20 protein-coding genes are annotated in these 26,247 nt (G+C 35.7%); 2 read left to right on the top strand and 18 right to left on the bottom strand.

Annotation, left to right across the window (positions count from 1 at the left end):
* Positions 1-637 precede the first annotated feature (637 nt).
* From BUB90_RS17395 to BUB90_RS17325, 15 genes are all read right to left on the bottom strand, one after another.
* Positions 638-1,366 carry a methyl-accepting chemotaxis protein gene (locus tag BUB90_RS17395; protein WP_084139346.1) on the bottom strand — a complete coding sequence of 243 codons (729 nt, stop codon included), beginning with the start codon at positions 1,364-1,366 and terminating at the stop codon, positions 638-640.
* Positions 1,367-1,497: 131 nt separating this feature from the next.
* Positions 1,498-2,853: a DNA repair protein RadA gene (radA, locus tag BUB90_RS17390; RefSeq protein WP_073289717.1), complete on the bottom strand. Its 1,356-nt coding sequence runs from the start codon at positions 2,851-2,853 to the stop codon at positions 1,498-1,500.
* Between the two features lie 181 nt (positions 2,854-3,034).
* Positions 3,035-3,448 (bottom strand): endosialidase, encoded by a 414-nt coding sequence (locus BUB90_RS17385; protein WP_073289716.1) that lies wholly within the window; start codon positions 3,446-3,448, stop codon positions 3,035-3,037.
* Positions 3,449-3,808: 360 nt separating this feature from the next.
* Positions 3,809-6,253, bottom strand: a complete 2,445-nt coding sequence (locus BUB90_RS17380) for an ATP-dependent Clp protease ATP-binding subunit (RefSeq protein ID WP_073289715.1) — start codon at positions 6,251-6,253, stop codon at positions 3,809-3,811.
* A 66-nt stretch (positions 6,254-6,319) separates the two neighbouring features.
* On the bottom strand, positions 6,320-7,369 hold the full coding sequence (locus tag BUB90_RS17375; protein ID WP_073289714.1) for a protein arginine kinase: 1,050 nt from the start codon (positions 7,367-7,369) through the stop codon (positions 6,320-6,322).
* On the bottom strand, positions 7,362-8,003 hold the full coding sequence (locus BUB90_RS17370) for a UvrB/UvrC motif-containing protein (RefSeq protein WP_073289713.1): 642 nt from the start codon (positions 8,001-8,003) through the stop codon (positions 7,362-7,364). Before BUB90_RS17370 ends, BUB90_RS17375 begins: the two co-directional genes overlap by 8 nt.
* Positions 8,004-8,060: 57 nt before the next feature.
* Positions 8,061-8,429, bottom strand: a complete 369-nt coding sequence (locus BUB90_RS17365; protein ID WP_073289712.1) for a GntR family transcriptional regulator — start codon at positions 8,427-8,429, stop codon at positions 8,061-8,063.
* 193 nt (positions 8,430-8,622) lie between these two features.
* A complete protein-coding gene (locus tag BUB90_RS17360) occupies positions 8,623-9,915 on the bottom strand; it encodes a cohesin domain-containing protein (protein WP_073289711.1) in 1,293 nt (430 codons plus the stop codon).
* Between the two features lie 15 nt (positions 9,916-9,930).
* A complete protein-coding gene (locus BUB90_RS17355) occupies positions 9,931-12,207 on the bottom strand; it encodes a cadherin-like beta sandwich domain-containing protein (RefSeq protein WP_073289710.1) in 2,277 nt (758 codons plus the stop codon).
* A 448-nt stretch (positions 12,208-12,655) separates the two neighbouring features.
* Complete coding sequence (locus BUB90_RS17350) at positions 12,656-13,813, bottom strand: SAM-dependent methyltransferase (RefSeq protein WP_073289709.1); 1,158 nt, start codon at positions 13,811-13,813, stop codon at positions 12,656-12,658.
* A 359-nt stretch (positions 13,814-14,172) separates the two neighbouring features.
* A complete protein-coding gene (locus BUB90_RS24450) occupies positions 14,173-14,382 on the bottom strand; it encodes a CPBP family intramembrane glutamic endopeptidase (protein ID WP_408605956.1) in 210 nt (69 codons plus the stop codon).
* Positions 14,383-14,415: 33 nt separating this feature from the next.
* Complete coding sequence (gene purD, locus BUB90_RS17340; RefSeq protein WP_073289708.1) at positions 14,416-15,687, bottom strand: phosphoribosylamine--glycine ligase; 1,272 nt, start codon at positions 15,685-15,687, stop codon at positions 14,416-14,418.
* Between the two features lie 16 nt (positions 15,688-15,703).
* On the bottom strand, positions 15,704-16,324 hold the full coding sequence (purN, locus tag BUB90_RS17335; protein ID WP_073289707.1) for a phosphoribosylglycinamide formyltransferase: 621 nt from the start codon (positions 16,322-16,324) through the stop codon (positions 15,704-15,706).
* Positions 16,325-16,374: 50 nt separating this feature from the next.
* On the bottom strand, positions 16,375-17,400 hold the full coding sequence (purM, locus tag BUB90_RS17330; RefSeq protein WP_073289706.1) for a phosphoribosylformylglycinamidine cyclo-ligase: 1,026 nt from the start codon (positions 17,398-17,400) through the stop codon (positions 16,375-16,377).
* A gap of 214 nt (positions 17,401-17,614) precedes the next feature.
* Entirely contained in the window at positions 17,615-18,463 is an 849-nt protein-coding gene (locus BUB90_RS17325) for an AraC family transcriptional regulator (protein WP_073289705.1), read from the bottom strand.
* A 121-nt stretch (positions 18,464-18,584) separates the two neighbouring features.
* Between BUB90_RS17325 and BUB90_RS17320 the strand changes: the two genes are divergently transcribed.
* Positions 18,585-19,886 (top strand): glycoside hydrolase family 27 protein, encoded by a 1,302-nt coding sequence (locus tag BUB90_RS17320; RefSeq protein WP_073289704.1) that lies wholly within the window; start codon positions 18,585-18,587, stop codon positions 19,884-19,886.
* A 104-nt stretch (positions 19,887-19,990) separates the two neighbouring features.
* Here BUB90_RS17320 and purE read toward each other — a convergent pair whose 3' ends face one another.
* The 3 genes from purE to BUB90_RS17305 form a co-directional block, all read right to left on the bottom strand.
* Entirely contained in the window at positions 19,991-20,500 is a 510-nt protein-coding gene (purE, locus tag BUB90_RS17315) for a 5-(carboxyamino)imidazole ribonucleotide mutase (RefSeq protein WP_073289703.1), read from the bottom strand.
* Positions 20,501-20,531: 31 nt separating this feature from the next.
* Entirely contained in the window at positions 20,532-21,659 is a 1,128-nt protein-coding gene (gene purK / locus BUB90_RS17310) for a 5-(carboxyamino)imidazole ribonucleotide synthase (protein ID WP_073289702.1), read from the bottom strand.
* A gap of 227 nt (positions 21,660-21,886) precedes the next feature.
* Positions 21,887-24,100 carry a beta-glucosidase gene (locus BUB90_RS17305; RefSeq protein ID WP_073289701.1) on the bottom strand — a complete coding sequence of 738 codons (2,214 nt, stop codon included), beginning with the start codon at positions 24,098-24,100 and terminating at the stop codon, positions 21,887-21,889.
* Positions 24,101-24,440: 340 nt separating this feature from the next.
* On the opposite strand from BUB90_RS17305, the gene BUB90_RS17300 reads away from it, so the two are divergent.
* A complete protein-coding gene (locus tag BUB90_RS17300) occupies positions 24,441-26,246 on the top strand; it encodes a sensor histidine kinase (RefSeq protein ID WP_073289700.1) in 1,806 nt (601 codons plus the stop codon).
* The last annotated feature ends 1 nt before the right edge of the window (position 26,247 follow it).

Below are 26,247 nucleotides of genomic sequence, written 5' to 3'. Positions count from 1 at the left end.
CGTTTATTTTTTGAAAATCTTTTTTCGCATTCTATCAAGTAAAACTTGTGAATACGATTAGAATTTTCAGGGTTGTTTCACTGTTCAATTTTCAATGTTCATCACTTTACATTTTCAACAAATTTCAATACATTGAAATCTTGTTTTCTAATGTTTCTATAAGTTGTACCGCTTTTCGACATCTCTCAGTCGTTTGCGACAGCTTATCTAGTTTATCATGTTGCTTCCTTGTTGTCAAGCACTTTTTTCAAACATTTTTCATTTCAAATCTTTGTTTTCTGTTCTTGTCAGAAGCGACTGTTATATCTTACAACATCTTTCGACGTTTGTCAACAAGTTTTTTCATTATTTTCTGAGTTGTTTTAATTCTTACTTTTTTCAGAATTGTTTGTTCATTTTCTACAACTCATTAGCTGACTTGGTCTAGTATAACAGAGTTGAAATCATTTGTAAAGTGTTTTTTATTACTTTATTCAAACAAATTCTTAACTCCATGTCTAGTATAAGTTATATAATTCTATTTATACATTTTATTTTCAATTATATTAGAAATATAGTATTAAAAGGTAAAATGCTATATGATATATGCACCTAAAAAGGTTGTTACACACTTTCTTCGTGTAACAACCTCTCAAAATTATATTAATACATTATGTACTTGATCTAATGTTGCTGATAATGTTTCTACGGATTTCTTAGCATCTTCTGTTATATCTCTTTGATATGCTACTTCATGTTCTACGCTATGCGCAGCATCATTTGAAGCATATGCAGCGTCAAGAATCTTCTTGAATACTTCATCAACGCTATCAGCCATCGTATTCTGTATATCTACGATTTCTAGAATTTTATTCATATCATTTCCCATACTTTCATTAAAGGAAACAACTGACTTCATTGTATCAGAGATTTCTTTCGATGCTTTTGCGGATTGTGAAGCTAATTGATTTACTTGATTTGCAACTACTGCAAAACCACGTCCATGTTCTCCCGCACGTGCTGCTTCAATAGAAGCATTTAACGATAGCATATTCGTTTTATTAGAAATACCTGCAATTACATTCGCAAATCCCATAATCATAGAAGTCATCTTCTCCAAGTCTTCCATGTTCTTAGTTGCCGCAGAAACTGCTGCTGTTAATAATGTAATCTTTTCTGATAATTCTTTTATACTTTCCATACCTTCTTTTACTAAGTTTAAAGAAGTATCCGCACTGTTGATAGAATCAAACGCGTTTTGCTCTACCTTTTGTTGTGATGCATATAGATTATTCATCACCATCACCATATTGTCTAGATAAGTACCTTGCTTACTTGTTATTTCTTTTAATTCCTCAACAATCTCAAGATTTTGATTATCACCCATAATCTTTATCTCCCTTCGCACTTTCACTCTCTATTTAGGAAATTGCAAAACTCTTTTCCATGTCGACAACATATCTGTATTTTAAGGCTGCCTACTACCAAGAGTTTCGCAATTGCTTACTACTTTATTTATTATAAAAACTGTGATAAATCCCGCAATGTCTTAATACCAATGAGTTTTATGCCCTTGATATCAATTACTTCTTTGTTAACTTGAGGAAGAATACAGGTCTCATATCCCATCTTCATTGCTTCAATCACTCGTTGTTCGGCTTGATTTACGCTTCGTACTTCACCTGTTAAGCCAACTTCACCAAACGCAATTGTTTTTCCGTCAAGCGGACGATTTTTGTAACTAGACATAACAGCTAATATAATTGACATATCTAATGCTGGCTCGTTGATTTTCATTCCTCCAGCAACATTAATATACGCATCACAACTAGCAAGTTGTAACCCTAGACGTTTCTCAACTACTGCTAATAGAAGATTAACACGATTATAATCGGTACCTGCTGCTGTTCTTCTAGGCATATTAAAATTCGTCTGACAAACTAAAGCTTGTACCTCAACCATAATTGGTCTTGTTCCTTCCATCGCACATGTTACAATGGAACCCGATTCTCCTTCTGGTCTACCTTGTAACATATATTCAGAAGGGTTCGTAACCTCTACAAGTCCGACATTGCGCATCTCAAAAACACCAATTTCATTCGTTGATCCAAAACGATTCTTAACTGCTCTTAATATACGATAGGAAGCATGGTTGTCTCCCTCAAAGTATAGCACAGTATCTACCATATGTTCAAGTACTCTTGGTCCAGCCACAACTCCTTCTTTTGTTACATGACCAACGATAAAGATGGAGATCCCCATCCCCTTAGCTATCTGCATTAAACTATGTGTAGTTTCTCTTACTTGGCTTACACTTCCTGGTGCAGATCCGATATCCTCTCGAAACATAGTCTGTATCGAATCAATAATTACTACATCTGGATTTATTTTCTTAATTGCATCTTCGATTAAGTCAAGGTTAGTTTCACTTAATAGAAGTAAATCACCTTCCGAATAACTTAGTCTACTTGCACGCATCTTGATTTGCTTTAAAGATTCCTCGCCAGAGATATATAGTATATTCTTATGTCTAGATGCTAATTCCTTACACATCTGTAATAACAACGTGGATTTCCCTATACCGGGATCTCCACCAACTAATACCAATGATCCAACAACAATACCTCCGCCAAGAACACGATCTAGTTCACCAAAACTTGTACTAAATCGTTCATCCGTATCACAATTAACATTACTAAGCTTAGTTGGTTCGATTTGTATTCTACGATCCTTATTCGCTCCTGCTATTGCTCTCTTTACCACTGGTTCTTCAACGAATGTATTCCATCCCTTACAACCCGGGCATTGACCGACCCATTTTGCTGATTCGTATCCACATTCTTTACAATAAAATACGTTCTTTGCTTTCGCCATTCCTACAGTCCTTTTTTTAATCCTTCCTGCTTTATAACAATAAACTACAACCACAAAATTTGATACACTATGTTATCCAATAAAAAATAAGAGGTGCTCAACTTCCTATGTATTGGATATCAAGCTACCTCTTATTAATTCACGTTATACGCTGCGGCTGTGGGTAACTAAATAGTTACGTCTATAGTTTAACAACCTTAACTTTTGATTGTTTTCCGTTACTTAACTCTACACTTACAACTAATTTACCACCTAAATTTGTTTTCATCTTACCAACGTTTGTATCATCAACGAATACTTTGTATTCTTTCTCAGGTTCTAATTCTAAAGTAATTTGTACATCTTCAGAGCCTTCAACAACAAATTGAATATCCTTATCCGTTGCATTAAATGAGAATACAGAAGTACCAGGTACTGACTCATAAACAAACATTCCATTTTTCTCAAGTTTCGTAATCTCTTTAAACGTTTTTACTTTATACAAATCTCCATTATGCTCAAAATCTGAAACTTTAGACTTTTGGTCTAATGTATAGTTACCAAAGCTAATTGCTCCATTATTCTCTTTGCGAATTAATTCTTCAACTACTGTCATTACAGAACCCTCCATTTTTATACAGCACATCATTTCTATCTCTTCTTGACTTGTAATCCTCTATAATGGCATACACACCACAAAGTATCGTTTGTACTGTTATTAAAGATATTCAAACTAATGTCCCCCAATGTGTCTTCATGAAAGATATATTAAGTCCGTATTACATAAATGCACTCGGTTTTGCAGGTTTCAATATTCATTAATGAAATCCCTTACAATCATCACATGAAGAACATAGTTACGAATAGTTACTTTTTATTCTTTAATATAATCACATTATATAATAATCGACAGCTTTTTACTAGTGAATCTTTCGTGATTTTTATTAAATATCTATTAATATAGTTTTTCTATTCCTTACTGCATCTGAAATACTACTTTCTTATCGATGGTATCAATACAAACACGACTTCCAATCCCTACTTTTTGATCTAATATCTCTTCCGCTAGCTTGTCTTCAATATTCGTCTGTATCGATCTTCTAAGTGGACGAGCTCCATAGCTTTTATCAAATCCAGCGTCTGCTATAAACTCAATGGTAGCTTCCGTGAATTCAAGTTCTATATCAAGTTGTACTTTCGTACGTTTTGCAATAACTTGCAACATGATACGAACAATATCTTTTATATTTTCTTTTGTTAGTGAATGGAATACGATAATTTCGTCGATACGGTTAATGAATTCTGGTTTAAAGAGTCTCTTAACTTCCTCCATAACCCCTTCTTTCATCTTCTTATAATTTTCTTTTTCATCCACTTGTGTTGTGAATCCAAGTTGTTTTGGAGCAATGATACGACTTGCACCAGCGTTTGAAGTCATAATGATAATCGTATTCTTAAAGCTTACTTTTCTTCCTTGTGCATCAGTGATATGACCATCATCTAACACTTGTAATAAGATATTAAACACATCCGGATGGGCTTTTTCAATCTCATCAAAAAGAATTACGCTGTACGGATTTTGACGTACTTTCTCACTTAACTGACCGCCTTCATCATAACCTACATATCCTGGTGGAGAACCTATAAGCTTAGACACACTATGTTTCTCCATGTATTCAGACATATCAACACGAATCATAGCATTCTCATTGCCAAACATCGCCTCTGATAACGCTTTTGACAATTCCGTCTTACCTACACCTGTTGGTCCTAAGAATAAGAAAGAACCAATTGGTCGATTCGGATCTTTAAGTCCCACACGTCCTCTACGTATTGCCTTTGAAACAGCGGCAACTGCTTCCTCTTGACCAATTACCCTCTCATGTAGAATCTTCTCAAGATTACGTAGACGATTGCTTTCTTCTTCTTCTAATTTACTAACTGGTATCTTCGTCCATCCAGAGATTATATCAGCAATTTCACTAGGAGATACTACCATCTCCTTCTCCGTTTTCTCTTTTTCTTGTTGCGCACGAAGTCTATTTAATTCTTCAACATTTTTTGTTTGTTGTTTCTTAATCTCTCCAGCTTTCTCATACGCTTCATTCTTAATAGCTTGTTCCTTTTCTTCTTCTAAACGCTCATTCTCTTGTTCAAGTCTCTTAATATCAGGACTAGCCATATATGCACTTAATCGTACTCTTGATGAAGCCTCATCTATTACATCAATTGCCTTATCTGGAAGATAACGATCATTGATATAACGGTTTGACATACGTACTGCTGCAACCAGTGCATCATCAGTAATGGTAACCTGGTGATGAGCCTCATAGTGATCCCGTAGCCCTTTCAAGATAAGAATCGTTTCCTCCTCAGAAGGTTCTTCTATAACTACTGGTTGGAATCTTCTTTCTAAGGCCGCATCTTTTTCAATATATTTACGATACTCTTCTCTAGTAGTGGCACCAATTAATTGAATCTCACCCCTAGCTAATGATGGTTTCAAGATATTCGATGCATCGATTGCACCTTCTGCTCCACCAGCACCAATTATCGTATGAATCTCATCAATAAATAATAGAATGTTTCCATCATTCATTACTTCTTGGATAACCTTCTTAATTCTCTCCTCGAATTCACCACGGTACTTAGAACCGGCAACCATACCACTTAAATCAAGTGTTAGTACTCTCTTGTCTTTAATTGTCTCTGGAATGTTTCCTTCTACTATCTTTTGTGCTAAACCTTCTGCAATGGCTGTTTTACCTACGCCTGGTTCACCAACTAAACATGGATTATTCTTTGTTCTTCTACTAAGAATCTGAACAACTCTTTGGATCTCGTCTTCTCTACCAATGACAGGATCTAATTTTCCTTCTCTTGCATAAGCCGTTAGGTCGCGACTATATTGATCTAATGTCTGTGTAGAGGATTTACCCTTAGTTTTATTCTTGTTAGAGGTATATTCACTCTTAGCAGCATTACTATCCTGACCAATAGCAGTTAATAGGTCGATGTATAACTTTTGAATGTTCACACCTAATGTATTCATAAGACGGACTGCAATACAATCCGACTCTTTGAGTAGAGCTATTAATAGGTGTTCTGTTCCTACTGTTTGAGACTTAAGACGAACCGCTTCCCTATAACTTTGGTCTATAATACGTCTTGCTCTAGGAGTAAAACTTCCAGCTTCTAATACCTCTACATTAGAATTCGGAGCAATTAATTGATTTACTAAATCTATTATTTTCCCTTCGTCTACCCCATTCTCTTCTAATACCTTAGACGCTACACCCTCGGCATTAATGAGACCTATTAGAAGGTGTTCTGTTCCTATATAACTATGCATTAATCGATAGGCAGAATCTGCTGCTACCTGTAATGCTTCTTTCGCATTTATTGTGAATCGATCGTTCATTTTGTACACTCCCTTTCGCTGTGATTTGTTAGCTATAGTTCAGCCATGATTTACAAAGTGTTTTTATTACAAATGAATTAATTCAGGCAAACTTTCATTCAAGAACTTCGCTCTTGCTCTTTCTCTTTCTTTCACTCCTGCATTCTTACCTAATATTTTCTGCAAGTTAGCAGGCTGGATGGCCATCATTAATTTATAAAAAGATGGTGTTTCTTCGCTTGCTATAATTTTTGAATCATAGCCAAATTTAATCTGCGCTAGTAACGTCATTGCATCCGCAGTTGATATCTGCTTTGCATAACGTAAAACTCCATAGGAACGATATACTTGATCTTCATACTTATCAAAATTAGAATCTAATAGATATTCTCTTCGATTCCGTTCCTGTTTAATAATTTGATCTACAATCGTAATCAGATTTTGTATGATATCACATTCTGACATACCGATGGTCTTGCAATTTGATATCTGATAGATATATGCGAGACTTTTATTACCCTCACCATATACTCCACGAATGGATACATCCTGTTGACTTACTTCATCTATTAATTTATCCATCTTACCAGATATTCCAAGTGCCGGAAGATAAACCATTATAGATGCACGTAATCCTGTTCCAATATTCGTAGGACTACTTGTTAGATATCCTAATTTATCATCAAATGCATACTGTAATGATTCTGAGATGAAATCATCAATTGCATTGGCTTTCTCTAGTAATGGTAGCAAATTCATGCCACTACTTATTGCTTGTATGCGTATATGGTCCTCTTCATTCAACATAAGACTTACACTTTCATCTTCTGTCATAATGACTCCTGTAGGTTGCTTCTTCTGTGCTAATTTCTTCGTTATAATATGTCTCTCAACCAAAGCTTCCTTTTCAATTTCACTAGCTTTTATTACATTATAATAATAATACTTTCCAACTATTTCTTCAAGCTTTGTCTTCTTTTCTTCTAAGTGATTATGAATTTCTTCACATAGCAGTTCTGCCTGTTCTAAGGTGAGTTTTGGAGAGAATGGATATTTCGCAAAATTCCTTGCAAGCCGTATTCTACTAGAAATCACAACATCGCTTTGTTTACTCTGTTCTTCATACCATTTAGGCATTGTTGATTTCCTCCCTATTAGATTCTTCCTTACCAATACCAGTTTTTTTTGTGGTATTTCTCTCTCGCTCTTTCAACCTTCGAATCTCATCTCGTAATTTTGCTGCTTCTTCGAATTCCTCTTTCTCTATCGCTTCTTGTAAAAGAATGCTTTTCTTCTCTATCTCAGATAATTCATTAACAATCTTGCTCATCCATGATACATAACCTTTTGGCTGCTTTCCAACATGGACATCTGTACCATGAAGACTCTTTATGCTTCTAGACAATACCTTATTAAAATATTCATAGCATTTAGCACAACCAACCATTCCTTGTTGTAAGAATTGTTCATACGTCATTCCACAATGCTCACAACGTAATGCATCATCTTTCTTCTCTTCTTCTCCTTGTGTATCCGCTTTCTTATCTGCTTTTTCATTCGCTTTAGAATTAGATGCGCCTCTATAATTTCCAAGTATACTTGCTAAGATATCTCCAACAGAAACATTTTTATTAACAAATGTAGAACTCATGTGAAACCTAGTACATTCTGCAGCACATTCCTCACACAAGTGTTGTTCTTTCATCTCACCATTAACTACTTCTGTATAATAAATCTTCGCATCTCTCTTCTTACATCTATTACATAACATACTATTGCCTCCTTGATGCGACACTTCAAATACAAGACGAACAATCCTGTTACTTCATTAAAGAAATTCATTAAAAATATTATCTACCGCTTCATGAACCTCTTCTCTGGTAATGTCCTTACAATATGCTTCCGCTAAAACCACCTGCAAAACATTCATCATATCCATCATTGCCTTGCATCTGTCCGCTTCCACTGAAATAACAGCACCTTTTCTTCGATCTAGTTTTAGATAGCCTTCCTGTTTTAATATAGTATATGCTTTATTAACGGTGTGCATGTTAATTCCTATATTTTCTGCTAATTCTCTAACAGATGGTAGGTTATCACCCTCTTTGAATTCAGAATTTGCTATTCCTAGTATAATCTGATTTCTTAACTGAATATATATCGCTTCATCGCTATTAAAATCAATACGTACAATCACATGTATCACCTTCTTTTAGTTATATCTGTTATACGATTAGTATAACAAATATAAAGTCTTTGTCAAGTGGTATATAAACACAGAGTAGTATACTCTATCATAAGTATACTACTCTGCTCTAAATTATAAACACTCAATTTATCACATTCTAATCATTCACATCTTGTAACTGTTCAGAGCCAAGCAGAATAATTTAGAAAAATTCATCATCCTTTACACCACGTAATTTAACTAAAAGTCTAATTACTACTAGTGTGGCTATTAATGCAATTACACAACTAACAGCTACTAAGATTTTCATGTTCGCTAGTTTCTTCGCATATTCATCTTTTGTTACCTTACTTGTGGTTGTTGTAGTTGGTTGATCATAGGATTCCTCATATCTTTGTACTGTATTCTCGGTCTTATCATAGCGATAGAATTGTGGCTCGCTATCACCTTTTTTCATATACAATAACACATAGTCAACAAATTCTCCACCTATTGGCTCATATACAGTTACTGCAACTCCTTGTAATTTCATCGTTGTTTCTTCATAGCCACTTGGAATCATACTAGAATCTTCTAATGGTACAATATCATATGCAGAAGAAAAATGTAGTGTTATACTCTCACCCTCTTCTGTTACTAGATACCCTTCTGATTCTAGTGTTTCTTGATCTGCCTCTGTGATATCATCTTCTGTAATTTCATCTTCTGTTTCATCAGGAGTATCTTCTCCCTCACCTTCCGTCTGTCCATTCTGACTAGTAGGATCTTCTTGCTTCGTAACCACAATTGTGTAGGTTTTTTGATCACCAGAAGGTGCTGTTACTATTATATTCACTTCGTTTGGACCTGCATGCAAACTTTTATTACCTTTTGTCTTTACTTTCGCGTCCCCATCTTGAGCCATGGCACTTATTACAAGTTCATTAACATCACTCTCAACTTCTGCAGTGTACTTTGTTGTGTTGTCAGCAAATTCAGGCGATAATACACCTGGACTGATTCGTAAAGAATATAACTTTGCATTGTTCGAAACTTTCTCATCCGTTCCAATACTAATGGATAAACGATTACTTGAAACTGACATCTCCGCAGAATCTTCATACGTGTATACATAGGCTTGATCCATCGTCTCAATCTGTGCATTTCCTTGTTCAACGGCCTTAAATTGCAATATATACTTACGACTCTTAGCAATATTCTCAGGATTCATATCAGAAACACGAAGAATTCCATCTCCTCCGCTTACCAAGCTTCCACCGCTAATGAATTCCATTTTGCTTTCATCATACGTAAGAAATGTTTCAAATCCTCCAATTGTATCCGTTGCCTCAACTTTAACGATGACATTGAACGTATCATTCAGTTTTATCTCCGTGTCCTTTAACGTAATCGAAACTGTAGCACTTGCTGCTTTCACCGCTATACTTGGTATCAAGTTTACGAATAAACTTATCAATAGAATATATATTAGTAATGCATTCTTCTTTTGCTTCATTCAACCTTACCCCTTTTATTCCGATAAACGAATTACGTTAAGCTTATACTCTCGTTTATCTCCATTCTCAGCAATTACTGATATTACAACTTCGTTGCTTCCCACATTAAGTGATACTCTGCCCACGCCGTTAACAGTTGCTTTTTTACTCGCTGCTGTTGCATTAATAACAATAGAATCTGTACTAGCATCAACAATTAAGCCATATGTCTGTTCAATTGAAGCATCAAATGATGGAGTAATTGCAAATCCTTCTACTTTTAATGTCTTAAGCCAGTTGTTTGGATTAAGCTTATCTGCTGGTAATGTAGCTGGTACATCCGGCATGTTAAGGAATACTGGAATTGAGAATACAATTGGTACACTGTCCATACTACTATATGCAGCGAATGTTTTTGTTGCTTCTGACCAAGCGGCTTGAACATTGGCCATATATTGATGTGAATATGTTGACGTTGGCGTCATGTTAAATTTCTCAAGATATATTGTATTCTGTCCTCTTTTGATATAGGTAGAACCAATAACATAAGAACCACCTACAATGGAACGATATGGGCTTGTCCACGGAATGAGATACAAGGCATTATTGGCTGCATTCGTGGTTCCATTCTTTGCGTATCTCAATCCATTAGCAACCGCTCCACCCGCTACTGTACTATGGGTTGCTCCTATGTTATAGAAATTATATAACCCTTCATATCCACTCACAGTTCCTGTAGCACTTGTACTAAATGTCTTACTCGATGTAACAACTTCTTGTTTTACTCGTGAAGCCAAATGATATGGGCTAACCCCCGAATATTTTGCTGCATCTATAAACGTCTGCGCATACGTCTTCGTCTGTGTTACACCCTCCTCATCTACATACGTATAATTTGTCCCAGCCATTGGTGTTCCACTTAATATATTCTCAAGACCGTTTAGAGTCTGATACTGCTCTTGATATGACAGCAATTCAAACTGAAAAACTCCTTGTGGATTTAAGAAGTTTCTTGGATCCATATAATATGCGATAATATCTTTTGACGCCGTTACCCAAGTAGAACCATCGAATACTACGAAACTGTCCGTAGCCCACTTATACGCACCTGACTCCATGGATTTCCATGAAATGTTCTTACTGTTTGGAATTAGGTTCTTACCAACCACACTTTCCTTAGTAACTGCTGTATTCCAATCAAGTCCAGTATGATAAGCCTCAAACTGCCAATGTGGATACTGACTGTGTAATGATCTTAAATATGGCTTATAACTTTCTGGAAATCCCTGTGTTACCATCATTTGCTCAAATTGTGCATCCGATAATGGTTCTGTAGGTGTTTCTGTAGAGCTATCGTCTCCCGGAGTGTCACCACCAGGATTATTGTCGTCCGGTTTCGGATCTTCTTTTGGAGGGTTTTCCGTAGATGGGTCGTCTTTCGGGGTATCCTCATCGGTACCTTCTTCTGAATCCAACTTAACATAATCACCTGAGATAAATCCTGTCACAACTTTATCATTGTGAGTAAAATCAACTTCATACCAAACCATTCCTGATACCTCTGTAACAGAATAGATGGTTACTTTAGCGCCAGTTGAGAGATAAACCTTCGCACCAGACGAATCAACCATTTGTTCTTTCGTTGTTCCCGCTCCTACTCTAACTCTTAGATTATTCGTTGTTACTTTACCAGTATCAATCGGTTTTCTCTCAGGCTCAGCAACGGGAGGAGTGAACAACACCTTATTGGCTTCAATATAACCTGTATGTTTTTTCTTACTATATGTAAATTCCACACAGAAATACTTAACATCCTTTTTCGTTACTTCTTTCGTAATTGTTAATTTTGTTTTATTAGCTAATGATATCGTTTTATTCGATACTTTCAGATACGTTGTACTACCCGCAGCTTTTCTTATTTTAACTTTAGTACTACTATTTACTTTGGCCGCTACGGAATCTTTTAGTGTTAACTTCACATAATCACTTAATACGTAACCCTTCGTAGTCTTACCTTCCCACTTGAAGGAGATATAATACCATTTTTCTTTATTAACCATCTTTTCTGATAAGATTGTAACCTTAGTTCCTTGTAGTAATGATACCTTGGTTTTTGATGCCGTTAACTGTGTTGCCGTACGAGATGCTTTCGTTCTAACATTCAACTTCGTGGCTGTGATACTTGCAGGTAAATTGAGTGTAGCTGTCGCCGCCTGCGCTTTCTCCTCTTTCGATAACAAAATAGTAGACGGACATGCCATCACAATACACAATAGCAGGATTAATACCTTATGCCATCCTTTCCTATTCATAAATAACTCCTTTCTTAATGCCATAGAGTATTATTCTACTCTGTTCTTATCTTCCATGTTTTAGGTCAGTTAAACGACCTAGGTCGATAGCATCGGCCTACCCTTTATACCTCTATTAAATTCATGAGACAAGTGAGAATTCGTAGCTAAGGCATGAAATCATCTTTCCTCAAACTCAACTCATTCCTGTTCTTAACATACCTTATTTTATTTCACACAATTCTTTTTTGTGTATAATTTCCAACCTTGCAACTTAATTCCACCTTATATAATAAAAAATACTGAATATCTATGGCATTTTCATGGCATTTTGTCACATTAAGAAGGAATATAATACGAATACGCATCTATGGAAATGGTTATTTACACATAATTGGATTAACCATACCGTCGCATACAAAAAGGACAATCTTCATGGATTGTCCTTTCATGTTAGCATTCACTCTAATTATACAACTCGATTCATTGGTAATTCATTATTCACACCTTTAGACATTAAAATCTGATGTAAATCAATAACACCATTCAAAAATGTGGCTGCACAAGAAGCAAGATACGCATCCCACATTCGGAAGAATTCCTCTCCCTTTTCCTTTTTAATTTGCTCAGCATGTTCAAGATAATTCTTTCTCCAACATATTAAAGTCTTATTATAATGTCTACGTAAACTCTCCACATCTAGAGTATAAAAATGATACTCTGGTAACAGACTAATAATCTCTCTAAAACTAGGTAACATACCACCAGGAAAAATATATTTCTTAATCCAAGGGTCTCCACAGTGTTCCTTATGACCACTAATATAATGTAACAAAAATAATGCACCTGGTTTCATTACTGCACTAGCACACTCTAAGTATTCTTCGTATTGGCCACGTCCAACATGTTCAAGCATACCAACGCTAACAACTCTGTCGAATTGTAGTCCAGACTTTTTAAGATCACGATAATCCATAAGTTCTACCGTCACTAAATCTTCTAGTCCTTCTTTTTCGATATCTGCTTTACATTTTTCATACTGTTCTGTACTTAGTGTGATTCCATACCCTTTCACTCCATATTCTTTTGCAGCGGTTTTTAACAAGAAGCCCCAACCACAACCGATATCTAGCAAAGTCATCCCTTTTTCTAAATGTAATTTCTCAAGTATATGATGCACTTTATTACATTGTGCCTCGTATAACGTATCCGAATCTTTCTTAAAATACGCACAGGAATAGCTCCATGTTTCATCTAACCATAATGAATAAAAATCATTCCCTATATCATAGTGAGAGGATACTTCTTCCTTTTGATGTTTCTTAGACATATTCGGATGGAACAATTTCTTTAATTCAGACTTATTTCTATTAAAGGATTCCATATTACCTAGGAAGAGATTTAAGACATCGTACAAGTCGCGGTCCACCTCAATAATTCCCTTCATGTATCCTTCCCCCAGAGCTAACGATGTACTTGTTAATAATTCTTTCTTGCTTATTCCCTCGTTAATTGTAACAGTGAATTCAGGTTCTTCTTCCCCTACTTTAAGATGCTCTTCCTTCATATTTATTGCAAAAGGAATATGAATAAATTTACTTAGATAATCTGCTATAAATTGATGCAACGTATTTCACTCCTTATAAGATTTTTTTATTTATTCAACTACTCAGTATTTTCAGTTGAATCCTATTCTAAAGTACACATTCCTTATAAGGTTTTCCACTTTCCTTCTAATTATTCTCAACTTATCTATATTTTCCCTTTCTATATCTATTATTATAGTTGACTCTATTACCATTTCAACTTTCAGTAGATAATTTAATTGATAATTATTCGATTGATTGTCATGACAAAAGTTAGACCATTGAGAAATCAAAAAATAAATTAAAGCCACAAATCACACTAGGTTCATGTGATTATGGCCTTAAATTATTTGATATTAATTATGTAACATATAAATCATAAATAACATAATACTTCTTTTTATTTAAGCAATATTGGAAGGAAACTAATAATGTCAAATGATACATGAACAACCCAAGTTACCCAAATTAAATCAGTTTTCTTAAATAGATAGTTAAGAACTAATCTAGCTGGTATAATAGTAATCAGAGCCTGTGGTAAGTTGTTTCCATATGAAGGTAGGTGCCATACTGCAAATAAGGCTGCACATAATTTACAAAGAGTTGCTATACGAGATATCTATCTCATACAACAACTCCAATTTTATGCTTCGTCGATTGCCTTACCAATATCATTTCTCATGTATTTGTTAGAGAAATCAATCCATTTCGTTGCTTCATAAGCATTGGCTCTTGCTTCCTTTAATGTTGAACCCTTAGCTGTTACACCAAGAACACGTCCACCATTGGTTACAATTCCTTCTTCTGTCTCTTTCGTTCCAGCATGGAATACATAGTAACCATCTTTTCCTTCAAAGTTTTCAAATCCAGTAATCTTAATTCCTTTATCATACTTTTCTGGATAACCTGCTGATGCAAGAACTACACAAACGGCCGCATTATCTTCAAATTGTAAATCTATATCATCTAGTTTTCCATCGATACAAGCATTCATTACTTCAATGATATCATTCTTCATTCGAGGTAATACAACCTGTGCTTCTGGATCACCAAATCTAGCATTATATTCTAATACTCTTGGACCCTTTTCTGTTAACATTAATCCACAGAACAAGATTCCTGTGAAGTCTCTTCCTTCTGCTTTCATCGCATCCATTGTTGCTTGGTATACGTACTTTTCACAGAATTCATCTACTTCTTTGGTATAGAATGGACTTGGTGAAAATGTACCCATTCCACCAGTATTCAAACCTTGATCTCCATCTTTGGCACGTTTGTGATCTTGTGCACTTGTCATCGGTTTGATATGGGTTCCATCACAATAAGCAAGAACTGATACTTCTCTTCCTGTCATAAACTCTTCAATTACGAGACGGTTACCTGCGCTACCAAATTGCTTATCAAGCATAATAGACTTCACGCCATCTTTAGCTTCTTCGAATGTATTACAGATCAAAACGCCTTTTCCTAATGCTAATCCATCTGCTTTTAATACAATTGGATACGCACTTGTCTCTAAATACGTGATTGCTTCATCAGCGGAGTCAAATGTTTCATAAGCAGCAGTAGGAATATTATATTTCTTCATTAAGTCTTTCGAGAATGCTTTCGATCCTTCGATGATTGCTGCATTCTTTCTAGGTCCGAAAACTCGTAATCCTCTTGCTTCAAAAACATCAACAACACCTGCTACAAGTGGATCATCCATACCGATAATAGTTAAATCTATCTTATTTTCTTCAGCAAAATCCGCCAACTTATCTAATTCCATTGGTGATATAGTAACACATTCTGCAAGTCCCGCTATTCCAGCATTACCTGGAGCACAATAGATTTTATCTACATGATTGCTCTTTGATACGGAATATGCAATTGCATGTTCTCTTCCGCCACTACCGACGATAAGTACCTTCATTGTTTCGTCACCTCTCTTATTTTATCACTGCTTTACTATCTATAATTTCTACTTTACCATTCGCAATCAAATCAATCGCCTGGGGTAATATCAACCACTCAGCTTGTTTCATAACTCTCTGTTGCAATACTTCTGCCGTATCCTCTTGTTCTACTTCAACAGCTTTCTGTAATAGAATAGGGCCACTATCAACACCAGCATCTACATAATGCACTGTTGCACCAGTAACCTTCGCTCCTCTATCGAGAACCGCCTCATGTACTTTCAGACCATACATTCCTGGCCCACAAAAAGATGGAATCAATGATGGGTGTATGTTAATAATACGATTTGGATATTCCTTAACAAGGATCTCAGGAAGAATAACTAGATATCCTGCTAAGACAATTAGATCTACCTTATATGAATTAATTCTCTCTACCAAAGTCCTATTAAAATCTTCTCTCTTATCAAAATCTTTTGGAGAGATGCATTCCGATGCAATTCCATGCTTGGTCGCTCTGGTCAATGCATACGCATCTTTTTTATTACTTATTACTACTTCAATACTTGTATTTCGAATTGTACCATCTTCAACCTTATCAATAATCGCCTGAAGGTTTGTACCTCCTCCAGAAACCAAAACTGCAATCTTCATACGATTTCTCCTTACATGCATTCTTATATCACTAGTCAATTATGAATTCCCTATTCTAGAGTTACACCTTTGTCTCCACTCTTAACTTCACCAACAATATATGCTTTCTCACCAGTTGCTTCGATAAGACGAATTGCTTCATCTACCTGAGTAGGGTCAACTGCAACCATCATACCAAGACCCATGTTATACGTGTTGTACATCATCTGTTCAGCGATTTCGCCATCTTTTGCAAGCATATTAAAGATTGGTGGAATTTCATAACTATTTTTCTTAACAAATGCGTGAACTCCATCTGGAAGCATTCTTGGAATGTTTTCGTAGAAACCACCACCAGTAATATGGCTACAAGCTTTCACTGTAACTCCACCGTCTTTAAGAGAACGTAATGCCTTCACGTAAATCTTTGTTGGAGTTAATAAAGTTTCGCCAAGAGTTGCACCAAGTGATTCATAGTAAGTTTCTAACGCATCACGGTTCATATTGAATACTTTTCTTACTAATGAATATCCGTTACTATGAATACCAGATGAAGCGATACCGATTAAAACATCTCCATCTTTCATGTTATGTCCTGTTATTAATTTTTTCTTATCGACAATACCTACTGCAAAACCTGCTAGATCATATTCATCAACAGGATAAAAACCAGGCATTTCTGCAGTTTCACCACCGATTAAAGCGGCACCTGATTGAACACAGCCATTAGCAACACCGCTAACGATCGTTGCAATCCTTTCTGGTTCGTTCTTGCCACATGCTATATAGTCAAGGAAGAATAATGGTTCACCACCTGCACATGCAATATCGTTTACACACATTGCAACGCAGTCAATACCGATTGTATCATGTTTATCAAGGATAAAAGCTAGTTTTAATTTTGTTCCAACTCCGTCTGTACCAGATACTAAAGTTGGTTCCTCCATATCTTTAAAACTAGCAAGTGAGAAAGCTCCTGAGAATCCACCTATGTTCGTAAGAACTTCGCTTCTCATTGTTTGTCCAATATGTTTCTTCATAAGTTCAACTGCTTTATATCCTGCTTCAATATCAACGCCAGCTTTTTTGTAATCCATGTTACTTTCCTCCTGTTAATTCCAACGATTTTATAAAGTTACTCGTTTTCGTGTAATCCATAGAAGCAACATCATTGCTTCACATAAGTTATCTTACCACATTTTTCGATCTTTGTCTTATTTTGCACTGTATTAATTTCTTATGTTACTTATTAGAGTGATTAATAATATTTGAATTATCTATAAGTTCAACTACTTTAACTTTTGTTAAGAACTACCTTCTTATTGTATGTGCCGTTCGATATGCCGTAGGTGTTAATCCAAAAGATTTGCGAAATACTTTAGCATAATAATTTGCACTAGAAAATCCGCATTCTTGTGCGATTTCTTCTACTGTCAATACAGTGGATGATAATAATACAAGAGAATGCTCCAAGCGAATGTTTCTAAGGTGGTGCATAGGGGTAATTCCCTTTTGTTGGTGAAATTGCCTTGTTAGATGCGCTAAGGATACTCCGATCTCCATACACATCTCCGAAAGGTTCTTTTGAGTAGAGAAATTCTGTGCCATCCAATCTACCGCTTTGTCAACACAACCGATTCTTATACTGTGTGTAGGAGTTTCTATATCTTGCAATAACAGCATCAAAAATTGGTACAAGAAGATGCTATTGTTATATTGACCATATTGCTTTCCGTTTTGTACCGCTTGATACTCTTTCATAAATGTTTGAATCGATTGACTATTCTCACTTACTGATACTATATTTCCTTGCATTTTACTTATGTGATCATAATACGTGTCCGCAATTAAACCATTGAAATGAACATAACAAAAGCTCCATTCCTCACCTTCTTCTTTGCCAAGATAATATCTACTGTCATGAGGAAATGGTATCAAGAATGCTTTCCCAGATGTTAATTCTGTAGTCATTCCATCCATCTCGATATATCCTTTGCCTCCTAACGTATATTGTAGAAGATAACCATCATAATCCTTTCGCTTTGCATTATTATAATCATAGTTTTCATCTTTACGATGTTCCACCCCAAAATCATAGATATGTAGCAAGTTCGTAGTAAATGAATCTATGTTAGCAAACCCATAATTACCGTATATCAAAATATTACCCCCTTATGCAGTATTAGTCCTCTTTTCTATATAAGAGTACCATATGTATAATGAAATAAACAGTAGTTAGTCATTTGACTATAAACAGTAAATATATAAAGGAGTACATATTATGGATAAAAACACATTCGCACCAACTCCACCGATGGGGTGGAACAGTTATGATTATTACGACACCTCCGTTACAGAGGAAGATATCAAAAGAAATGCCGACTATATGGCGAAATACCTTAAGCCTTATGGTTTTGAATATGTTGTGGTAGATATTCAGTGGTACGCTTATAACGTAGGTACGAAAAGAGATCAATATCAGTATATTCCCTTCGAAAAGGTAGCCATGGACGAATACTCTCGCCTTCTTCCATGTCCCGACCGTTTTCCCTCTGCTTCTAATGGAAATGGCTTCAAACCATTAGCAGACTATATCCATAGTTTAGGTCTCAAATTCGGTATTCATATTATGAGAGGAATTCCTCGTATAGCAGCACATATGCATACGCCAATTAAGGGGACAACTATAACAGCAAATGAAATTGCTGATCCTAGTTCCATCTGTTCTTGGAATCCAGACATGTATGGAGTATTTCCAAGTAAATCTGGTTCAAAGGAATACTACAATTCTATTTTTGAACTATACTCGGAGTGGGGAGTTGATTTTATCAAATGTGACGATATTTGTCGTATGGACGCAGCTTCTGCCAAAGAAGAAATCGTTATGTTGCATGAGGCAATTAATAATTGTAATCGTCCGATGGTATTAAGCCTATCCCCTGGGCCAGCTAAATTAGAGGAAGCTTGGCATTATGAACGTTATGCCAACATGTGGAGAATTACAGATGATTTCTGGGATACTTGGCCTCTTCTATTAAATATGTTCGAACGTTGTGAACATTGGCAAAACCATGTCTCTACTGGTTGCTATCCTGATTGTGATATGTTACCTGTTGGCTTTGTTGGTAAGGGATTCCATGCAGAACGATTGACTAACTTTACCAAAGAAGAACAGATTACAATGATGACACTTTGGTCCATATTCCGCTCTCCTATGATGTTAGGTGCAGAACTTCCAAAACTTGATGAATGGACACTAAACCTTATTACAAACAGGAATGTGTTGCATCTATTAACAGGTAATCATAATGCAAGACAAATTATGCGAAGCGATAAACAAGCTGTTTGGTATTCTGAAGATCTACATGAAGATGTACAATACCTAGCTATCTTCAATCTAGAGGAAGAAGGAGACATTGAACTACAACCAGAATGGTTAAATCTTGAATCCTTAGAAGCGGTAGAGTTTACAGAATTATGGTCAAATGAAATACTAGAATTCAATTCTCTCTCCGATAGTACAACTCCTACTGTAACGGTTCCTACTCATGGTGCTAAGCTATACCGAATACGTAAAAACTGACACCAGACTATTTAAACTATCAAACTAGATAATACTTTTAAATCCACACATAAATAATAGGAAGGTTACAAAATTGATACCAACTTTATAACCTTCCTAAATCTCTATTGATTCAAATATGCTTGATACTTAATCGTCTCAAGTTTTTCTGCCTTTTCAAGAACCATATCATTCAATCCATTCGCATATGTTTTCAAACGTTCTCTTAAATCTAAATCTGTGGTAGCAAGGATCTTCGCTGCTAATAATCCCGCATTCAAAGCTCCATTAATTGCAACGGTTGCAACCGGAATACCTGGTGGCATCTGGCAGATTGAATATAAACTATCTACTCCACCAAGAGCTTTTGTCTGAACAGGAACACCAATAACAGGAAGAACTGTCATAGCGGCAGTCATACCTGGTAGATGCGCTGCTCCACCTGCACCCGCTATAATTACTTCAATTCCTCTTCCTTCCGCATTCTTTGCATAATCATACAGACGATCTGGAGTACGATGTGCAGATACAATTGTTAATTCATATTCTACCTTTAACTCATCTAATATCTCTGCTGCCTTGCTCATTACTGGAAGATCAGAATCACTCCCCATGATAATACCTATCTTAGCCATGCCATCATCCTCATTTCGTTATTATTTATTATTAAAAACTAATCTTCTCATGTGCAAAGCGAACAGCTTCTAAGGCTTCCTCTATCGTTGTTGCTGTTGCTGTTATATGTCCCATCTTACGACCAACGGCAACCTTATCCTTACCATATAGATGAATCTTCACACCTGGTTTTTGATATGCCTCTTCAAGACCTTGAACGTTAGCGTCTCCATTTGTCTGTCCTATTATATTCTTCATAGCCGTCGGACGAATAAGAGAAGTGTCCCCAAGTGGTTGAGAAAGAATCGCACGAATATGATTTTCATATTGCGACGTATAACAACCTTCGATTGTATAATGACCAGAGTTATGTGGTCTTGGTGCTAGTTCATTAACAAGGATATGTCCATCTTTCTTGACAAACAATTCAATACAAAGCATGCCACAACAACCAAATACTTCAATTGTCTTCTTAGCAATCTCCATTGCCTCGTCTGTGCTCTCCTTAGAGATTACAGCTGGAACTGTTGTTTCATCAAGAATACTATTCACATGCACATTCTCCGCAACAGGGAATACCTTAATATCTCCATTTGCACTTCTACATACAAAAATCGACACTTCTTTCTGAAATGGTACGAATTCTTCTACCATTAATGGAAATTTGCCTGCTCCAAGGCAGTCATATGCAGTTTCTACTTCTTCCCGTGCCCTGATGATTGCATTACCCTTACCATCATAGCCACCGGTACATGTCTTTAAGATTATTGGATATCCATACTTATCTCCAGCTTGTAGGATTTCCTCTATTCCATTAACGTCCAAATAATCTGGTACAGGTATCTTATGTTTACGTAGCCAATCCTTTTGATTCAGTTTATTCTGAATATGAAGTAACGTTTCACTTGATGGATAGACTTTGTGTCCTTGCTCTTCTAATAATTGCAAAGCTTTCGCATTAATATGTTCAAATTCATAGGTTACTACATCTACACATTCTGCCAATTGCTTAATTGCCTCAACATCATCAAAGCTAGCAACGATATGTTCATCTGCAATGCTATCCGCAGGGCAATTCTTCGTTGGATCTAGAATCACGAAATAGTAATCCAATCTCTTCGCATCAAGAATCATCATCTTACCTAGTTGTCCGCCACCAATTATACCTATTCTATGCATACTTATCCCTGTGCCTTTCCTTATCGTATCTATTCAATATTCCGACTTATTAACTCTTAAGACGTCATAAAAGTCCACGTAATCGACTTCTTTATTCTAACGATAATTGTACTATTGCCAGAAAGCGCAGTCAAGGATTTAAGGGGTAATGATACTTTAGAATTACTTATGTTATTTATAACTAAACAAAAGAAGTACAAACAATTCTATCGCGTTTCTATAATTCTCTACAGTATAACATCTGCTTCTACACGAATATCTTCACAGGAACTACCAACACGTATCGTATATTTTCCTGGTTCTACAACGAACGCTTTTTCTTCTGCGTCATAGTAGGAGAATGCACTACTATCAAGTGAAAATGTTACAATCTTAGATTCACCTGGTTCAAGAGAAACTTTTTCAAATCCTTTTATCTCAATTTCTGGACGTTCAACCTTACTTTCTACAGGTGATACATAGATCTGAACAACTTCTGCACCTCTTTGATTTCCAATATTGGTAATACGTACTTGACCTGTTATTTTCACACTATCTATCACTGTATTATCATCTATCCTACCAACTAAAGAATTGTCAATTACTAAATCCTCATATGCAAATGTAGTATATGATAACCCATGACCAAAGCAGAACTGGGTAGGTACCTTCTTGGTACTATAATATCGATATCCTATGTTAATACCTTCTGAATGATGTACCTCTAAATCTCCTGGGAATTCACCGATGCAATGTGCTGGCGAATCCGTAATCGTAATCGGGAAAGACTCCGGTAATTTACCTGAAGGATTCACATCACCAAACAATACCCTAGCAAGCCCAGTTCCCCCTTCCATACCAGCATAAGACGTCCAAACAATTGCCTTTGCATTCTTCTCCCACTGTCTCATCTCAACAGGTGAACCAGAAATGATAACAATAACTGCTTCCGGTTTCACTTCTAACACTGCTTTAATCAATTCATCTTGCTCATAAGGAAGAATTAAATCATTACGATCAGCTCCCTCCGTATCGTAATCGTGGTTTAATCCCCCGATTATAATAACTTCGTCTGCTTCTTTTGCCACTTTGACTGCTTCTTCTCGTAATTCCTTACGTTTCTTCTGCTCTACAATCAGATGTTCATCGACTTGATTATCCTTCGTATTCTCAGGTGTAACTCCTTCTGAGCTACCACTACGATTTACAATATCCTCAAGACTACTTTCCTGCCAATTCACATCACTTTCTTCCTTCTTAGGCTCAATATAGTACCCGGGTGCGTACTGGATTTTTGTGTTACCACCAAGTAACATATTGATTCCTAATAATGGTGAGATTTCATAAAGTGCTTTGATTTCCGCACTTCCACCACCATTACTATGGATCATATCTCCGTTCTGCCCAATGACTGCAAGCTTTTTAACTTTCTTACTAAGCGGAAGTCGATTCTCCTCATTCTTAAGTAATACAACTCCCTCTTCCGAAGCTTTACGAATCACCGCCCTATGTTCAGGCGTATTATAAGAACCCGATTTTCTCTCTTCGCTAAACATGTGTAGACGTTCCATCATAGTAAGAATTCTGCGTACCTTTTTATCTATCTGCTCTTCTAAAACCTTACCACTCTTTACTGCCTCTATTAAAGGATTTGCCATAAAATATTCATCAAAATTATCCGTTACCGACATCTCAATATCAAGACTTGTATTGGCTGCTTGTTCCGTGTCATGTGCACCGCCCCAATCAGAGATGACCACACCATCATAATCCCACTCTTCTCTAAGAATATCGTCAAGCAAACATTTGCTATGACAACAGTGCTCACCCTTATAGCGGTTATACGCTCCCATAATAGAATAGGACTCACCTTCTTCTACCGCCGCTTTGAAGGCAGGAAGATATAACTCACGAAAAGCACGGTCATCAATGATAGCTTCTACTTCAAGTCGCTTTGTTTCTTGACTATTTGCGGCGAAATGTTTCACACAGGCAGCTACATCAGCTTCTTGCACCCCTTTAATTAATGGAACCGCTAATTCCTTGATTAGATATGGATCTTCACTCATATATTCAAAATTCCTACCACATAGCGGACTACGTTTCACATTAATCCCAGGTGCTAAGATCATGTCCTTGCCACGTCCTCTTGCTTCTTCCCCTAACACTTGTCCTACTTGATAAGCTACCTCTTTATTCCATGTAGATGCTATAGATGTATTACTAGGTAAATAGGATACAAAGTCATAGGATAGACCAATTGTTTTCCATTTGGCGTTCTCAAAATCATTACGGACACCCATAGGCCCATCAGCGAACTTAAGTGCTGGAATCCCAAGACGCTCTACCCCAGCTGTTTTGAATAAACCATTTCCATGAATCATTCCGATTTTTTCTTCTAGTGTTAATTGTTCCAACAGTGATTTTACGTGATGTTCCTGTTCTATTGATAGTTTTTTCATAGTATGCATTCCTTTTCTTTATATAATTCAATCAGAGTTTTTTATGTAGCCATATCTATAGTTGCTATTATAAATATAATTACGAAACTTTTACTTAAGTATCATACATGATACCTGTATATAAAAATACTATCATTATTCCATATAATTGTCTTTTTTTTTAGAGAACGAGCACTAAAATTGACAAAATATTATGTTGAATGTATAATAATTATGTATAATTAAGATAACATATACTAAAAAAACCTCTATTAATATGGTATGAATTTTACAATTCATCTTTTTTTGGTATATTTTACTTATACGATTAACCTACAGGAGCCTATAAGGAGATTAATACGTGCTATCATTTCATGTTAATTTTAAAAAAAAGATAACTTTAAAAATTAAAAACCAGCTATACACTGTATACTTACTAGGAATTCTGATTCCTGTTACCATAGTAGGTTGCTACTTAATACTGAATACACGCTCCTTATTAATTAAGCATCATACTGCTCAGATTAATTCTGACAATATACGTGTTCGAAGTATTATTCTCGATGTCACTACTTCCGTTAAGAACATAGCAGATGAGATTTTCTCGGATAATCAATTGCAGGAGATTCTATCAACAACCTATGGTTCCAAGCAGGAAGCGAATGCAGCTATCGGTAGTTATGATAAATTCAAAAAATATTTATCACGATATGCTGAAATAGCAAATATTACAATATATACCATGAATGATACCATACAAGATTATACTAATTTCAAAAAAATCACACCTGAAATACAACGAACGGAATGGTATAAAGAAGCTTCTAATACAGCCAGATATCTCTGGCACACAAGAACTGTAACCGATTCCAAAGGAATTAACCCCGCCAATGAATTGACTTTTTCCTATCGAATCCCAATAACGCAAAGGGGCGATTATGCTTTACTTGTTATGAACATTAGTAATAATTATTTGAGATCTCGCATTAATAATAATACATTCAAAACCATAATTACGGTAAACAAAGATTTCATCTTCTATGGTAACGAAAAGAAATTAACCGAAACACTTGCTCTTCCTATTGATTATGATCAAAAATATTTTACTTACTCAGGAAGTGCCTTTTATAATGAAGAAGAAGCCCTTGTAGAGTTATCCACACTAATACCTATACAAAGTCAAGACAAATTATATATAGTGACAATTGATACAGAAGCTTTGAAAGATACCAAACAAATCATACTAATTTGCGTAGGAACACTATTATTTAGTGTCTTTGTACCATTGCTAATTGTAATCTTCTACGCGAACCACTTTTCTAATCGTATCAATACCCTTCGTTCAGAGATGCATAAGGTTAGTAAGGGCGATTACAACATTATACATGGATTCACTGGTAACGATGAATTAAGTGAAGTATACTCAGATTTAACTACGATGATTACCAGTATTAAAGAGATGGATAAGGAGATTTATGAAGGTAAAATCAATCAACAAAGATTAAAAAACCATCAACAAAAGATAGAATTTGAAATGCTCTCAAGTCAGATTAATCCTCATTTCTTATATAATACCTTAGAAACTATTCGTATGAAAGCATTATCAAATCAAGATAAAGACGTTGCTACTGCTGTAAAATTACTGGGCAAATACATGCGTCACAACTTAGAAAGTACTGGTATTACTATCAGCCTACGTACAGAATTAGAATATATTGAAATCTATCTAACCATTCAGAAATTACGATTTGGAGATAAGATTAACTTTGCAATCTCTATTGAACCAGGATTCAGTACAAGCAATTATTATATTTTATCACTACTGATTCAGCCTATTGTTGAAAATTCCATTATACATGGGCTTGAAGAAATCGAATCCAATGGAATGATTCATATTAATGTCTCAACTGATTCCACCAACGACACTGTTATTATTGCTGTATCTGATAATGGCGTCGGACTTACTGAAGAAGAACACGATAAATTATTAGATAAAATACACTCACGCGAAAAAAGGCCAAATTCAAGTATTGGACTATTTAATATCTATCAACGTATACAGCTATGTTACGGGACAGAGTATGGTCTTACTATAACAAGTGTTCCAGATAAAGGCACTACCGTGAGTATTATATTACCTTTACATTACAAGTGGGAGGACTTATAAC

The sequence above is a fragment of the Anaerosporobacter mobilis DSM 15930 genome, assembly GCF_900142955.1.
Lineage (GTDB): Bacteria > Bacillota > Clostridia > Lachnospirales > Lachnospiraceae > Anaerosporobacter > Anaerosporobacter mobilis.
This window is presented reverse-complemented; position numbering and strand designations above follow the sequence as displayed.

What these genes read in the sequence shown, in the direction of transcription:
- BUB90_RS17375 (WP_073289714.1), bottom strand. Translation starts at nt 7,369, where the DNA reads ATGCCTAAATGGTATGAAGAACAGAGTAAACAAAGCGATGTTGTGATT.
- purM (WP_073289706.1), bottom strand. Translation starts at nt 17,400, where the DNA reads ATGGATTACAAAAAAGCTGGCGTTGATATTGAAGCAGGATATAAAGCA.
- purK (WP_073289702.1), bottom strand. Translation starts at nt 21,659, where the DNA reads ATGCATAGAATAGGTATAATTGGTGGCGGACAACTAGGTAAGATGATG.
- purE (WP_073289703.1), bottom strand. Translation starts at nt 20,500, where the DNA reads ATGGCTAAGATAGGTATTATCATGGGGAGTGATTCTGATCTTCCAGTA.
- purD (WP_073289708.1), bottom strand. Translation starts at nt 15,687, where the DNA reads ATGAAGGTACTTATCGTCGGTAGTGGCGGAAGAGAACATGCAATTGCA.
- BUB90_RS17360 (WP_073289711.1), bottom strand. Translation starts at nt 9,915, where the DNA reads ATGAAGCAAAAGAAGAATGCATTACTAATATATATTCTATTGATAAGT.
- BUB90_RS17385 (WP_073289716.1), bottom strand. Translation starts at nt 3,448, where the DNA reads ATGACAGTAGTTGAAGAATTAATTCGCAAAGAGAATAATGGAGCAATT.
- BUB90_RS17370 (WP_073289713.1), bottom strand. Translation starts at nt 8,003, where the DNA reads ATGTTATGTAATAGATGTAAGAAGAGAGATGCGAAGATTTATTATACA.
- purN (WP_073289707.1), bottom strand. Translation starts at nt 16,324, where the DNA reads ATGAAGATTGCAGTTTTGGTTTCTGGAGGAGGTACAAACCTTCAGGCG.
- BUB90_RS17380 (WP_073289715.1), bottom strand. Translation starts at nt 6,253, where the DNA reads ATGAACGATCGATTCACAATAAATGCGAAAGAAGCATTACAGGTAGCA.
- BUB90_RS17395 (WP_084139346.1), bottom strand. Translation starts at nt 1,366, where the DNA reads ATGGGTGATAATCAAAATCTTGAGATTGTTGAGGAATTAAAAGAAATA.
- radA (WP_073289717.1), bottom strand. Translation starts at nt 2,853, where the DNA reads ATGGCGAAAGCAAAGAACGTATTTTATTGTAAAGAATGTGGATACGAA.
- BUB90_RS17320 (WP_073289704.1), top strand. Translation starts at nt 18,585, where the DNA reads ATGGATAAAAACACATTCGCACCAACTCCACCGATGGGGTGGAACAGT.
- BUB90_RS17305 (WP_073289701.1), bottom strand. Translation starts at nt 24,100, where the DNA reads ATGAAAAAACTATCAATAGAACAGGAACATCACGTAAAATCACTGTTG.
- BUB90_RS17355 (WP_073289710.1), bottom strand. Translation starts at nt 12,207, where the DNA reads ATGAATAGGAAAGGATGGCATAAGGTATTAATCCTGCTATTGTGTATT.